Source organism: Melaminivora alkalimesophila, from assembly GCF_000282995.1.
Classification (GTDB): Bacteria; Pseudomonadota; Gammaproteobacteria; order Burkholderiales; family Burkholderiaceae_C; genus Melaminivora; species Melaminivora alkalimesophila.
Window position 1 is genome coordinate 1 of the sequence record NZ_ALEE01000439.1, and the last position, 13,524, is coordinate 13,524.

Sequence of the window (13,524 nt, forward strand, 5' to 3'; positions counted from 1 at the left end):
TGGTCGCTCGGCGACGCGCTGCGCAGCCGGAGGCGGCGGTGAGGACGATCCGGCGCTTCCTCTACCGGGAGGTGGTGGTCAGCGTGGGCTTCGTCACGCTGGCCTTCCTGGCGCTGCTCTTTTTCTTCGATCTGGTGGACGAGCTGCGCTGGGTGGGGCGCGGCGGCTACCAGCTCTCGCACGCGCTGGTGTATGTCGCGCTGAGCGCGCCACAGCACCTGTACGAACTGCTGCCCATCACGGTGCTGATCGGCACCATCTTCGTGATGGCGCGCCTGGCGCAGAGTTCGGAGTTCACCATCCTGCGCACCAGCGGCCTGGGGCCGTGGCGCACGCTGGGCACGCTGCTGACCCTGGGCGCGGCCTTCGCCGGGCTGACCTTCGTGCTGGGCGACTACGTGACGCCGGGCACCGAGCGTGCCGCCAAGCTCTTCAGCGCGCGCCAGCTCGGACAGATCAGCACCGGCGCGACCGGTGCGTGGCTGAAGGAGCGTGCCGGCGAGCACTCGCGGGCGATCAATGTGCGCGCGCTCGGCACCGACGGCCAGATGCGGGGCGTGCGCGTCTTCGAGTTCGACGGCGAGGGCCGGGTGAGCAGCACGCTGGCAGCGCAAGCGGGTCATTTCGACGCCGAACGCGGAGCCTGGCGGCTTGCGCAGGTGCAGCGCAGCCGCTTTGAGCGCGCCCCAGATGGCGAAGGGCTGAGCGTGCGGCGCGAGGCGCTGCCCGAGCTGGTGTGGCCCACCACGCTGACCTCCGAGATGGTCGCAGCCGCCGTGCTCAAGCCGGACAAGATGGCGACCGTGGACCTGTTTCGCTTCATCCGCCACCTCGAAGCGAACGCGCAGTCCGCCCAGCGCTACGAGATCGAGTTCTGGCGCAAGGTGTTCTATCCGCTGAGCTGCCTGGTGATGGTGGTGCTGTCGCTGCCCTTTGCCTACCTGCACTTCCGCTCCGGCGGCATCGCCGGCTATGTCTTCGGCGGGGTCATGGCGGGCATCAGCTTCTTCCTGCTGAACAACCTGTTCGGCTTCGCGGGCAACCTGCAGCAATGGTCCCCCTGGCTGACCGCTGCTGCTCCAGGGCTGATCTACAGCGCGCTGTCGCTGGCGGCCTTCGGCTGGCTGGTGTTGCGGCGGTGAACGGGCATGCCCGGCGGGGCCTGGTGCTGCTGGCGCACGGCTCGCGCGACCCGCAGTGGCGCCGCCCGGTGGAGGCGGTGCAGGCGCGTCTTGCGGAACTCGCGCCGGGCCTGGCGGTGCGCTGCGCCTACCTGGAGCTGTGCGAGCCCAGCCTCGCAGTGGCCATTGGAATGCTTCAGGCAGACGGGGTGGCGCAGGTCAGCATCGTGCCTGTGTTCCTGGGCGTCGGCCGGCACGTGCGCGACGACCTGCCGCGCAGGGTGCAGGCGCTGGCCGCTGCCCACCCCGGTCTGGCACTGCAGCTGGCGCCGCCCGTGGGCGAACATCCACAGCTGGTGGCGGTGCTCGCGGAGATCGCCCTGGCAGCGATTTCATAACTTATTGATGCATAATAATCTTGTTTCTTATAGCTAATAAGATATGAACCTGCATCAATTCCGTTTCGTCCAGGAAGCTGTGCGGCGCAACCTGAATCTCACGGAAGCCGCCAAGGCGCTGCACACGTCGCAGCCGGGGGTCTCCAAGGCGATCATCGAGCTGGAGGACGAGCTGGGCGTCGACATCTTCGCACGCCACGGCAAGCGCCTCAAGCGCGTGACCGAGCCTGGGCAGCACGTGCTGCGCAGCATCGAGCTGATCATGCGCGAGGTCGGCAACCTCAAGCGCATCGGCGAGCAATACAGCCAGCAGGACAGCGGCACCCTGTCGATCGCCACCACCCACACGCAGGCGCGCTACGTGCTGCCGGTGCCGGTGGCGCGGCTGCGCGAGCTCTATCCGAAGGTGAACATCAGCCTGCACCAGGCGACGCCGCACGAGGTGGCGCGCATGGTCATCGACGAGGTGGCGGAGATCGGCATGGCGACCGAATCGCTGGCCGACTATCCGGAGCTCGTGACCCTGCCCTGCTACGAGTGGCAGCACGTGCTGGTGCTGCCGGCAGCGCACCCGCTGGCGCAGCGCGAGCGCATCGGCCTGGACGACATCGCGCACGAGCCGCTCATCACCTACCACCCCTCCTTCACCGGCCGCGGCAAGATCGACCAGGCCTTCGCGACGCGCAAGCTGCAGCCGCGCATCGTGCTGGAGGCGATCGACTCGGACGTCATCAAGACCTACGTCCGGCTCGGACTGGGCATCGGCATCGTCGCCGAGATGGCGATGCGCGACGACCCGAACCCCGACCTGGTGGTGCGCCCGATGGGCCACCTGTTCGGCCAGAGCGTGGCGCGCGTGGCCTTCAAGCGCGGCGCCTACCTGCGCAACTTCGTGTACCGCTTCGCGGAGCTGCTGAGCGACCGCCTGAACCGCGACCTGGTGGACCGTGCAATGACCGGCCACGTGAACGATTACGAACTCTGACCCGGCACGACGCAGCCACCCATGACCACTCCCCCGATCACCAGCCGCCTGCCCGAGGTGGGCACCACCATCTTCTCCGTCATGTCGGCCCTGGCCGCCGAGCACGGGGCCGTGAACCTGGGCCAGGGCTTTCCGGACTTCGCCTGCGACCCGGCCCTGGTGGACGCCGTCACCCATGCCATGCAGACCGGGCACAACCAGTACCCGCCCATGCCCGGCATCCCGGCGCTGCGCCAGGCGGTGGCTGCCAAGATCGAGGCGCTGCACGGGCGCCGCTACGACGCCGAGCGCGAGATCACCGTCACGGCCGGCGCCACACAGGCGATCCTCACGGCGATCCTGTGCTGCGTGCATCCGGGCGACGAGGTCATCGTGCTCGACCCCTGCTACGACAGCTATGTGCCGAACATCGAACTGGCGGGCGCGCGCGCGGTGCGCGTGCCGCTCACACCCGGCAGCTTCGCCCCCGACTTCGGGCGCATCGCGGCCGCCATCACGCCGCGCACCCGGCTGCTGGTCCTGAACACACCGCACAACCCCAGCGCCACCGTCTGGACGGCCGAGGACATGCGCCGGCTCGAGGCGCTGCTCGCGCCCACGGACGTGCTGTTGGTGAGCGACGAGGTGTATGAGCACATGGTCTTCGACGGCGCCGAGCACCAGAGCGCGGCGCGCTTTCCCGGGCTGGCCGAGCGCGCCTTCATCGTCTCCAGCTTCGGCAAGACTTTCCATGTGACGGGCTGGAAGGTCGGCACGGTCGCGGCGCCCGCCCCACTCATGGCGGAGTTCCGCAAGGTGCACCAGTTCAACGTGTTCACCGTGAACACGCCGATGCAGCATGGGCTGGCGCACTACCTGCAGGAGCCTTCGCACTACCTCGGCCTGCCGGGTTTCTACCAAGCCAAGCGCGACCTGTTCCGCAACGGCCTGGCGGGCTCGCGCCTGCGCCTCCTGCCCTGCACGGGCAGCTATTTCCAGTGTGTGGATTATTCGGCCGTGAGCGAGCTGCCGGAGATGGAGTTCTGCCAGTGGCTGGTGCGCGAAATCGGCGTCGCCGGCATCCCGCTGTCACCCTTCTACGGCGACGGGTTCGACCAGCGCATGGTGCGCTTTTGCTTCGCCAAGCAGGACGAGACGCTGCGCGCGGCGCTGGAGCGCCTGCGTCGTCTTTGAACCGCCTCTGAGCGGCGTGCCTGCCTCAGCCGAGGAACCGCACCACCCGGCGCACGACCTCCTCAGGCTGCTCCCGGTGCGGGACATGGTGGCAGTCCGGCAGCAGGGCCAGCTCCACCGGCCCGCGCACGGCCGCCGCGATGCGCTGCGGATGGGCGGGCGAGCCGTACTCGTCGTGCTCGCCGTGGAGCACCAGGGCCGGACACCGCACTTGGCCGAGCACCTCGTCGAGCCGGTAGTCCGCGAAGGCGGGCGAGAGCCAGGTCTTCGTCCAGGCATCGAACACCCATTGCGTCTTGTCGCCGTGGTATTTTTCCAGCCGCGAGAATTCCACCGGATCGGCGAAGGCGGCCTGCGCGTTGCGGATGCCCTGCAGCGTCCGCTCCTCCACGAAACACTGCGCAGCGATGGTCACGAGCGCCTCGCAGGCGGCGCCCAGGTGGGCGGCCGCATGGGCCGCCATGCCGCCGCCGACGCTGTGGCCCAGCAGCACACAGCGCTCCAGCCCCCATTGCGCAAGCAGGCCCGGCAGCACCTGCGTGCCTTCCTCGCACACGAAATCGGTGCCCGGCAGCTCCTGGCGGGCCTGGGAGGCACCGAAGCCGTGGCGGTCGTAGGCCAGAACCTCCCGGCCGGTGGCGCGCGCGAGCCGCTCCGGAAAATCACGCCACAGCGCAATGCAGCCGAGCGAGTCGTGCAGCAGCACGATGGGCGCGTGCTTTCCTACCTTCGCCTGCCCAGGCCGCCAGCGCCGCGCGTGCAGGCGCGCGCCGGCCGGTCCCCGCAGCTGCATGTCCTGCGCCGTCACCGCGTCCGAGGTCTTCATTTCCGGCTCCGATCCTGTTTTCGGGGGCATGGGCGAGCGGGCCCGCGCGCTACAGCAGCACGATGTCGTAGAGCCCCGGCCCCATGCCGGCTTCGGCCTGCAGCGAGATCGGCTTGCCGATGAAATCCGACAGGCCTGCCAGGTGCTGGCTCTCCTCGTCCAGGAACAGCTCCACCACCTGGGGCGAGGCCACCACGCGAAATTCGCGCGGGTTGAACTGGCGGGCCTCGCGCAGCACCTCGCGCAGGATGTCGTAGCACACGCTGCGCGCGGTCTTGACCTCGCCCACGCCGGAGCAGGTCGGGCACGGCTCGCACAGCATCTGGGCCAGCGACTCGCGCGTTCTCTTGCGCGTCATCTCCACCAGCCCGAGCTGCGAGAAGCCGCCCACCATGGTCTTCACGCGGTCGCGCGCCAGGTGCTTCCTGAACTCCGCCAGTACCGCGCTGCGGTGCTCCTCGCGCGCCATGTCGATGAAGTCGGCGATGATGATGCCCCCCAGGTTGCGCAGGCGCAGCTGGCGCGCGATCGCGCCGGCCGCCTCCAGGTTGGTCTTGAAGATGGTGTCCTCGAAGTTGCGCGCGCCGACGTAGCCGCCGGTGTTCACGTCGATGGTGGTCAGCGCCTCGGTCTGGTCGACGATCAGGTACCCGCCCGACTTCAGGTCCACGCGGCGCCCGAGCGCACGCGCCACTTCCTCGTCGATGGCGTAGAGATCGAAGATCGGCCGCTCGCCGCGGTAGAGCTGCAGCTTCGGCGCGGCCGCCGGCATGAACTCGCGGCCAAAATCCATCAGCAGCGCGAACTGCTCGGCCGAGTCGATGCGGATGGACTGCGTATGCTCGCTCGCCAGGTCGCGCAGCACGCGCTGCAGCAGGTTCAGCTCCTGGTACAGCAACGAGCCGGCCGGCAGCGTCAGCGCCGCCTGGCGGATGCCGGCCCAGGTCTTGCGCAGGTAGGCGATGTCCTCGGCCAGTTCCTCGTCGCTCGCATCCTCGCCGTTGGTGCGCAGGATGAAACCGCCCCCGCCGCCCTGCTCCTTGTGGCCCACCAGGGCCTGCAGCCGGGCGCGCAGGGCCTCGCGCTCGGCGGCGGGAATTTTCTGCGAGACGCCCACGTGCTCGTCCTGCGGCAGGTACACCAGCAGCCGGCCGGCGATGCTGATCTGCGTGGACAGGCGCGCGCCCTTGCTGCCGATGGGGTCCTTGATGACCTGCACCATGAGCGGCTGGCCTTCGAACACCTGGCGCTCGATGGGCACCGGCGGCTCGCCCTTGCGCGCCGGGTGTGCCTCCGCACCCTCGTGGCGGTGCCAGACGTCGGCCACGTGCAGGAAGGCCGCGCGCTCCAGGCCGATGTCGATGAAGGCCGACTGCATCCCGGGCAGCACGCGCGAGACCTTGCCCAGGTACACGTTGCCCACCAGGCCGCGCTCGAGGGCGCGCTCCACGTGCAGTTCCTGGACGGCGCCGTTTTCCACCACGGCGACGCGCGTTTCCTGGGGTGCCCAGTTGATGAGGATGTCTTGCTGCATAGGGGCTTCATGATGCCTCAAAGCAGCCCCCCTGCAGCCAGCCGGCGCTACAGGCTCCAGCCCGCGGCGCGCAGCAGGCCGGCCGTCTCGAACAGCGGCAGGCCCATGATGCCCGAATAGCTGCCGGCGATGTGTTCCACGTAGGCCGCCGCGCGTCCCTGGATGCCGTAGGCGCCGGCCTTGCCCATGGGCTCGCCGCTGGCCACGTAGGCGGCGATCTGCCCGGCCGACAACGGCGCGAAGCGCACGCGCGAGACGCTCAGGGCCCCATGCACGGCGCCGCCGGATGCCAGCGCGACCGCCGTGAGCACCTGGTGCTCGCGCCCGGACAGCCGCCCCAGCATGTGCGCGGCCTCCTGTGCATCCGCCGGTTTCCCGAGGATGCTTCCATCGACTGCCACGGTCGTGTCGGAACACAGGATCGGGGCCGGCGCCAGGCCGCGGCGCGCATGCCGTGCCAGCGCGGCCTCCAGCTTCAGGGCGGTGACGCGCTGCACATACGCCGCCGGTGCCTCGCTGGGGAGTTCGGCCTCCAGTTCTTCCGTGTCCTCGGCCATGTCGCCCTCCACGTTGGGCAGCAACAGCTCGTGGCGCACGCCCAGCTGGGAGAGCAGCTGGCTGCGCCGCGGGCTTTGCGAGGCGAGATACAGGAAATTCATGGAAAGCGCACTCGGCCGCCCTGCGGCTTCATTCACGGTGGTAGGGATGGCCGGCATTGACCGACCAGGCGCGATAGAGCTGCTCGACCAGCAACACCCGCACCATGGCGTGCGGCAACGTCAGGTCGGACAGACGGATGCGTTCGTGCGCTGCCTCGCGAAAGCCGGGTTCGATCCCATCCGGCCCGCCGATCACCAGTGCCACGTCGCCACCGCCCATCTGCCAGTCGCGCAGGCGCGCGGCCAGGGCGCGCGTGTCCAGGCTGCGTCCCCGCTCGTCCAGCACCACCACGCGCGCGCCGCGCGGAATCGCCGCCTCGATGCGTTCGCGCTCCGCGGCGTGCAGGGCCGCCAGGGTCTTGGAGCCGCGGGGCTCGGTCTTCACCGCCTTCAGCTCGACCTTGAGCTCCGGCGGAAAGCGCTTGGCGTAGTCGTTCCAGGCCTGCTGCGCCCAGTCGGGCACGCGCTGGCCGACCGCAACGACGAGCAACCGCATGCGGGATCGTCCGCCCCAGCCGGCAACTCAGGCCTTGCCGGAGCCGGCAACGGCCTTGCGGGCCGGCGTCTTCTTGGCGGTGGGCGCCTTCCCGGTGGCGGCCTTGCGTGCCGCAGGCTTGTTCACCACCACCGTCTTGGTGGCCTTGGCAGCGGGCTTCTTGCCGGGCGCCTTGGTGGCAGGCTTTGTGGTGGATTCGGCGGCGCCGGAGGCCGCGCGCTTGCGTGGCGCGGCGCCTTCGGTGGCTGTGGTTCTCTTTGCGGCGGAACCCTTGCGGGCCACCGGGGCCTTGGCTGCAGGGGCCGTGGCTTGCGCGTCCGGGGACGGGGCGGGCCGCGTCGCGCTCTTGCGCACCGCCTTCTTCGCGGCGACACCCCCCGAGGCAGCGGCCTCGCCGGCGTCTTCCGACGCCATGGTCTTGCGCGGCTTGGCGGCGCCCAGCTTCATGCGCACCGGCTTCTCGCCCCAGATTTCCTCCAGGCGGTAGTACTGGCGAATGGCTGGCTGCATCACGTGCACCACGGCCTGGCCGCAGTCGACGATGATCCACTCGCCGTTGTCCTCGCCTTCCGTGCGCGGCTTCGGGAAGCCGGCCTCGCGCACCGCGTCGCGCACGCTGGCCGCCAGCGCCTTGGTTTGCCGGTTGGAGGTGCCGGTGGCCACCACCACGCGCTCGAAGAGCGGCGAGAGGTGTTCGGTATCGAAGACCTGGATGTCGTGCGCCTTGACGTCCTCCAGGCCATCGACGATGGCGCGCTGGAGCTTGGTCGTGTCGCGCTTGGCTGCGGTTTCCGATTTGATCGAAGTGGTCATCGGGCGGTTTCAGGAAAAAAAGGGAATGGTGTGCACTATAGCCGCGAGCCCGCAGGCCCGGCTGTAGGCGCGCGCCGCCGCGCGCGGTCCCGGGCGCCCGGGAGTGCGGCTCAGAGCCAGTCGCGCCGCTGCAGGAAGCGCTCGCCGAGCTCGGCTTCCGGCGAGCCGGGCTCCCACTCGCGCCGGTAGCTCCATGCCACCAGCGGCGGCATCGACAGCAGGATGGACTCGGTGCGCCCGCCCGACTGCAGCCCGAAGTGCGTCCCCCGGTCCCAGACCAGGTTGAACTCGACGTAGCGCCCGCGCCGGTAGAGCTGGAACTCGCGCTCGCGCTCGCCCCAGGGCGTGTCGCCGCGCCGCTGCACGATCGGCACGTAGGCGCCCAGGAAGGCATCGCCCACGCTGCGCATCATCGCCAGGCTCTGCTCGAAGCCCAGTTCGGAGAAGTCGTCGAAGAAGATGCCGCCCACCCCGCGCTGCTCATCGCGGTGTTTCAGGTAGAAGTACTCGTCGCACCAGCGCTTGAAGCGCGGGTACAGCTCGTCCCCGAACGGCGCGAGCGCATCCCGGCAGGCGCGGTGGAAATGCACCACGTCCTCGTGAAAGGCATAGAACGGCGTCAGGTCCATGCCGCCGCCGAACCAGCACACCGGCTCGGCGCCCGGTTGGCCGGCGGCGATCATGCGCACGTTCATGTGCACCGTCGGCACATAGGGGTTGCGCGGGTGGAACACCAGCGACACGCCCATGGCCTCGAAGGGCGCGCCAGCCAGCTCGGGCCGGTGCTCGGTGGCGGATGGCGGCAGGCGCGGGCCGCTCACGTGCGAGAAGCCGCAGCCGGCGCGCTCGAAGACGCGGCCGCCCTCGAGGATGCGCGTGACGCCGTCGCCCTGCAGGCTGCCCGAGCCCGCGGGGCGCTGCCAGGCGTCGCTGCGAAAGCGTGCCCCGCCCTGCCCGGCCGGCCCCTCGAGCGCCTCGACGGCGTCGGTGATGCGCCCCTGCAGCTCCTGCAGGTAGGCGCGCACGCCGGCCACGGCCGGGTTGTCGGCGAGCAGCGTGGCCATCAGCTCTTCACGGCCCGGTGGCCGATGTCGCGCCGGTACTGCGCGCCGTCGATGTGGATGCCGCGCAGCGCGTCGTAGGCGCGCGCCTGGGCCTGGCGCACGTTGTCCGCCAGCGCCGTCACGCACAGCACCCGCCCACCGCTCACGCGCAGCGTGCCGTCCTCGTCCAGCTGCGTGCCGGCGTGGAACACCACGGCGTCGTCGGCCTCGGCCGGCAGGCCGGTGATCGTGTCGCCCTTGCGCGGCGCCTCGGGATAGCCGTGCGCTGCCACCACCACGCCGAGCGCCGTGCGCCGGTCCCACTGCAGCTCGACCTGCTCCAGGCGCGCCTCCACCGCCGCGACCAGCAGCTCGACCAGGTCGGACTTCAGGCGCATCAGGATCGGCTGCGTTTCCGGGTCGCCCATGCGGCAGTTGAATTCCAGCGTCTTGGGGTGGCCGTCCTGGTCGATCATCAGGCCGGCGTAGAGGAAGCCGGTGTAGGGAATGCCGTCCTTTTCCATGCCGCGCACGGTCGGCAGGATGATCTCGCGCATGGCGCGCGCGTGCACGTCGGCCGTCACCACCGGCGCCGGCGAATAGGCGCCCATGCCACCGGTGTTGGGACCTTGGTCACCGTCCTGGAGCCGTTTGTGGTCCTGGCTGGTGGCCAGCGCCACCACGTCCTTGCCGTCGGAGAGGACGATGAAGCTCGCTTCCTCGCCCTCCAGGAACTCCTCGATCACCACGCGCGCGCCGCCCTCGTTGTGCGCCACGCCGTAGCGGTTGTCTTCCAGCATCGCGTCCACCGCGGCGTGTGCCTCGTCGAGCGTGGTGGCGACCACCACGCCCTTGCCCGCCGCGAGGCCGTCCGCCTTGATGACGATCGGCGCACCCAGCCGGTCCACATAGGCGTGCGCCGCCGCCGGGTCGGTGAAGGTCTCGTAGGCGGCCGTGGGGATGCCGTGGCGCTGCATGAAAGCCTTGGAAAAGGCCTTGGAGCTCTCCAGCTGCGCGGCCGCCCGCGTCGGGCCGAAGATGCGCAGGCCGTGGCTGCGGAACTCGTCCACCACGCCGGCGGCCAGCGGCGCCTCGGGGCCGACCACGGTCAATGCGATCTTCTGCTCCTCCGCCCACTCGCGCAACTGCACCACGTCGGTGATGGCCACGTTCTCCAGCTTCGGCCCGCTGGCCGTGCCGCCGTTGCCGGGCGCCACGTACACGCGCGTGGAGCGCGGCGACTGGGCCAGCTTCCAGGCGAGCGCGTGCTCGCGCCCGCCGCCCCCGATGACGAGGATCTTCATGGGAGCCTCCGGAATGGGTGTGCGGCGCGTGGTCGGGGCAGGAGGGAGGGAGGTTTCATAGTTCTGCGTTGTGGTAGACCGCCTGGACGTCGTCGAGGTCCTCGAGCACGTCCAGGAGCTTTTGCATGCGCGCCGCGTCGTCCTCGGACAGCGCGACGGTGTTCTCGGCGCGCATGGTGACTTCCGCCACCTCGGCCTCCAGCCCCGCGGCCGACAGCGCCTCGCGCACGGCCTCGAAGCTGCCCGGCGCCGTCAGCACCTCGATGGCGCCGTCATCGTCCGTGATCACGTCCTCGGCGCCGGCTTCCAGCGCCACTTCCATGACCCGCTCCTCGTCGGTGCCGGGGGCGAAGATCAGCTGGCCCACGTGCTGGAACTGGAACACGACGGAGCCTTCCGTGCCCAGGTTGCCGCCGTGCTTGGAGAAGGCATGGCGCACCTCGGCCACCGTGCGCACGCGGTTGTCCGTCATGGTGTCGACCATGATGGCGGCGCCACCGATGCCGTAGCCCTCGTAGCGGATTTCCTCGTAGGTCACGCCCTCCAGGTTGCCGGTGGCCTTGTCGATGTTGCGCTTGATGTTGTCGGCCGGCATGTTGGCCGCCTTGGCCTTGTCCACCGCCAGGCGCAGGCGCGGGTTGGTCGCCGGATCGCCCCCGCCCTGGCGCGCGGCCACCATGATCTCGCGGATGATGCGGGTCCACACGCGGCCGCGCTTCTCGTCCTGACGGCCCTTGCGGTGCTGGATGTTGGCCCACTTGCTGTGTCCTGCCACTGCAATGTCCTCAATGCGTCGAATTGAATTAACCTTTGGCCGATTCTACGTTTGACTGCCCATTGCCCCTGCTGACCATGGCCCCTCCCCTGACCATCGCCCAGAACGCCTCCACCGAATGCCGGCTCCTGCCGGGCTTGGCCAACCGCCACGGCCTGGTCACCGGCGCCACCGGCACCGGCAAGACCGTCACACTGCAGACCCTGGCCGAGCAGTTCTCGCGCATCGGCGTGCCGGTGTTCATGGCCGACGTGAAGGGTGACCTCACGGGCATCAGCCAGCAAGGCACGATCGGCGAGAAGATGGCCGCCGTGCTGGCCGAGCGCGGCTTGGCGCAACCCGAGCCCACCGCCTGCCCCACCACGCTGTGGGACGTCTTCGGCGCCCAGGGCCACCCGGTGCGCGCCACCGTCTCGGACATGGGCCCGCTGCTGCTCGCGCGCATGCTGGCGCTCAACGACACGCAGGCGGGCGTGCTGAACCTGGTGTTCAGGATCGCCGACGACCAGGGCCTGCTGCTGCTGGACTTGAAGGACCTGCGCGCCATGGTGCAGCACGTGGGCGACAACGCCAGGCAGTTCACTACCGAATACGGCAATGTCAGCGCGGCCAGCATCGGCGCCATCCAGCGCGCCCTGCTCGCCATCGAGCAGCAGGGCGGCGACCAGTTCTTCGGCGAGCCCATGCTCGACATCGACGATCTGCTGCAGACCGATGGCGGCATGGGCGTGGTCAACATCCTGGCGGCCGACCGGCTGATGAACGCGCCGCGCCTGTACGCGACCTTCCTGCTGTGGCTGTTGTCGGAACTCTTCGAGCGCCTGCCGGAGATCGGCGACCCGGAAAAACCCAAGCTGGTCTTTTTCTTCGACGAGGCGCACCTGCTGTTCGCCGACGCGCCCAAGGTCCTGGTCGAGCGCATCGAGCTGGTGGTGCGGCTGGTGCGCTCCAAGGGCGTGGGCGTGTATTTCGTCACGCAAAATCCGATGGACATTCCCGACAGCGTGCTGGCGCAGCTGGGCAACCGCGTGCAGCACGCGCTGCGGGCCTTCACTCCACGCGACCAGAAGGCCGTCAAGGCGACGGCCAGCACCATGCGGCCCAAGCCCGGCCTGGACATCGAGGCCGCGATCACCGAGTTGGCCGTGGGCGAGGCACTGGTCAGCTTCCTGGACGCCAAGGGCCGACCCAGTGAAACCGAGCGCGCCTACGTCATTCCGCCCGGCAGCCAGATCGGACCCATCACGCAGGCCCAGCGCCAGGCATTGATCACCGGCTCGCTGGTCGCTGGCCGCTACGACACGGCCATCGACCGCGAGTCGGCCTACGAGATCCTGCGTGCGCGTGCCGACGCCGCCTCGGGCCCGGCCGCCGCGCCTGGCGCCCCGGCCGCGGGCGGCGGGGGCGTGCTCAACGACCTGCTGTTCGGCACCACCGGGCCGCGCGGCGGCAGGAAGGACGGCCTGGTGCAGACCATGGCCAAGTCGGCCGTGCGCACCATGGGCAACAGCCTGGGGCGCGAAATCCTGCGCGGCGTGCTCGGCGGGCTGATGGGCGGCAGCAAGAAACACTGAGCCGCTGCCCAGGCCGCCAACCGCGTGCAAGAATCGCGGTTTTCCTGCGAATCCCATCCAACAAGAGGCCCAGCCCATGAGCAGCAACGTCCACCTCATCGACCACCCCATGGTGCAGCACAAGCTGACCCTGATGCGCAGGAAGGACGCCAGCACCAACAGCTTCCGCCGGCTGCTGGGCGAGCTGTCCACCCTGATGGCCTATGAGGTGACGCGCGACGTGCCGCTGCAGGAGGTCGAGGTGGAGACGCCGCTGGAGGTCACCACCGGCAAGGTGATCGATGGCAAGAAGCTGGTGCTGGTCTCCATCCTGCGCGCCGGCAACGGCTTTCTCGACGGCATGCTGGAGGTGGTGCCCGGCGCGCGCATCGGCCACATCGGCCTGTACCGCGACCCGCAGACGCTGCAACCGGTCGAGTACTACTTCAAGATGCCCTCGGAGATGCACGAGCGCGACGTGATCGTGGTCGATCCGATGCTCGCCACGGGCAATTCCGCCGCGGCCGCCGTCGAGCGCCTCAAGCAGCTGAAGCCGCGCTCGATCAAGTTCGTCTGCCTGCTGGCGGCGCCCGAAGGCATCGCCACGCTCCAGGGCGCCCACCCCGAGGTACCGATCTACACCGCCGCGGTCGATCGCGAGCTCGACAGCCACGGCTACATCCTGCCCGGCCTGGGCGACGCGGGCGACCGCATCTTCGGCACCAAGTAGGCGCGCGGCACGCGCACGCGCGGCGCCGCCCGGCGCTTCAGGGCACGACCTGGCCCACGGTGGCCGAAGGCGCCGGGGGCGGCGGGCGCGGCACTGGTGCGGCGGCGACGCCCG

Annotated in this window: 14 protein-coding genes; 6 read left to right on the forward strand and 8 right to left on the reverse strand. The window is 69.8% G+C overall.

Going from position 1 to position 13,524, the window contains the following annotated elements; all coding sequences use genetic code 11:
- The first annotated feature begins 38 nt into the window (after nucleotides 1-38).
- From lptG to A612_RS08630, 4 genes are read left to right on the forward strand one after another with little or no spacing between them, the layout of a single operon-like run.
- Nucleotides 39-1,142, forward strand: a complete 1,104-nt coding sequence (gene lptG / locus A612_RS08615; RefSeq protein ID WP_019374098.1) for an LPS export ABC transporter permease LptG — start codon at nucleotides 39-41, stop codon at nucleotides 1,140-1,142.
- Nucleotides 1,139-1,519: a sirohydrochlorin chelatase gene (locus A612_RS08620; RefSeq protein WP_019374099.1), complete on the forward strand. Its 381-nt coding sequence runs from the start codon at nucleotides 1,139-1,141 to the stop codon at nucleotides 1,517-1,519. Before lptG ends, A612_RS08620 begins: the two co-directional genes overlap by 4 nt.
- A gap of 43 nt (nucleotides 1,520-1,562) precedes the next feature.
- Nucleotides 1,563-2,504, forward strand: a complete 942-nt coding sequence (locus tag A612_RS08625; RefSeq protein ID WP_019374100.1) for a CysB family HTH-type transcriptional regulator — start codon at nucleotides 1,563-1,565, stop codon at nucleotides 2,502-2,504.
- Nucleotides 2,505-2,525: 21 nt separating this feature from the next.
- On the forward strand, nucleotides 2,526-3,677 hold the full coding sequence (locus A612_RS08630) for a pyridoxal phosphate-dependent aminotransferase (RefSeq protein ID WP_019374101.1): 1,152 nt from the start codon (nucleotides 2,526-2,528) through the stop codon (nucleotides 3,675-3,677).
- Nucleotides 3,678-3,702: 25 nt separating this feature from the next.
- On the opposite strand, the gene A612_RS08635 is transcribed toward A612_RS08630, so the two are convergent.
- From A612_RS08635 to A612_RS08670, 8 genes are all read right to left on the reverse strand, one after another.
- Nucleotides 3,703-4,503: an alpha/beta fold hydrolase gene (locus tag A612_RS08635; protein WP_019374102.1), complete on the reverse strand. Its 801-nt coding sequence runs from the start codon at nucleotides 4,501-4,503 to the stop codon at nucleotides 3,703-3,705.
- A gap of 49 nt (nucleotides 4,504-4,552) precedes the next feature.
- Entirely contained in the window at nucleotides 4,553-6,037 is a 1,485-nt protein-coding gene (gene rng, locus A612_RS08640; protein WP_019374103.1) for a ribonuclease G, read from the reverse strand.
- A 47-nt stretch (nucleotides 6,038-6,084) separates the two neighbouring features.
- The gene (locus A612_RS08645; protein WP_019374104.1) at nucleotides 6,085-6,696 is read right to left on the reverse strand and encodes a Maf family protein; all 612 of its coding nucleotides are present in this window, start codon (nucleotides 6,694-6,696) and stop codon (nucleotides 6,085-6,087) included.
- Nucleotides 6,697-6,724: 28 nt separating this feature from the next.
- A complete protein-coding gene (rlmH, locus tag A612_RS08650; RefSeq protein ID WP_019374105.1) occupies nucleotides 6,725-7,192 on the reverse strand; it encodes a 23S rRNA (pseudouridine(1915)-N(3))-methyltransferase RlmH in 468 nt (155 codons plus the stop codon).
- A 27-nt stretch (nucleotides 7,193-7,219) separates the two neighbouring features.
- A complete protein-coding gene (gene rsfS / locus A612_RS08655; RefSeq protein WP_019374106.1) occupies nucleotides 7,220-8,005 on the reverse strand; it encodes a ribosome silencing factor in 786 nt (261 codons plus the stop codon).
- A 110-nt stretch (nucleotides 8,006-8,115) separates the two neighbouring features.
- Nucleotides 8,116-9,069: an oxygen-dependent coproporphyrinogen oxidase gene (gene hemF / locus A612_RS08660; RefSeq protein WP_019374107.1), complete on the reverse strand. Its 954-nt coding sequence runs from the start codon at nucleotides 9,067-9,069 to the stop codon at nucleotides 8,116-8,118.
- Complete coding sequence (gene purD / locus A612_RS08665; RefSeq protein WP_019374108.1) at nucleotides 9,069-10,352, reverse strand: phosphoribosylamine--glycine ligase; 1,284 nt, start codon at nucleotides 10,350-10,352, stop codon at nucleotides 9,069-9,071. The genes hemF and purD overlap by 1 nt, the downstream gene beginning before the upstream one ends.
- A 55-nt stretch (nucleotides 10,353-10,407) precedes the next feature.
- Nucleotides 10,408-11,127 (reverse strand): YebC/PmpR family DNA-binding transcriptional regulator, encoded by a 720-nt coding sequence (locus A612_RS08670; RefSeq protein WP_019374109.1) that lies wholly within the window; start codon nucleotides 11,125-11,127, stop codon nucleotides 10,408-10,410.
- Nucleotides 11,128-11,204: 77 nt separating this feature from the next.
- On the opposite strand from A612_RS08670, the gene A612_RS08675 reads away from it, so the two are divergent.
- Nucleotides 11,205-12,701 carry a helicase HerA-like domain-containing protein gene (locus tag A612_RS08675; protein WP_040436424.1) on the forward strand — a complete coding sequence of 499 codons (1,497 nt, stop codon included), beginning with the start codon at nucleotides 11,205-11,207 and terminating at the stop codon, nucleotides 12,699-12,701.
- A 76-nt stretch (nucleotides 12,702-12,777) separates the two neighbouring features.
- Nucleotides 12,778-13,410, forward strand: coding sequence for a uracil phosphoribosyltransferase (gene upp / locus A612_RS08680; protein WP_019374111.1), 633 nt, complete (start codon nucleotides 12,778-12,780; stop codon nucleotides 13,408-13,410).
- Nucleotides 13,411-13,524: the final 114 nt, after the last annotated feature.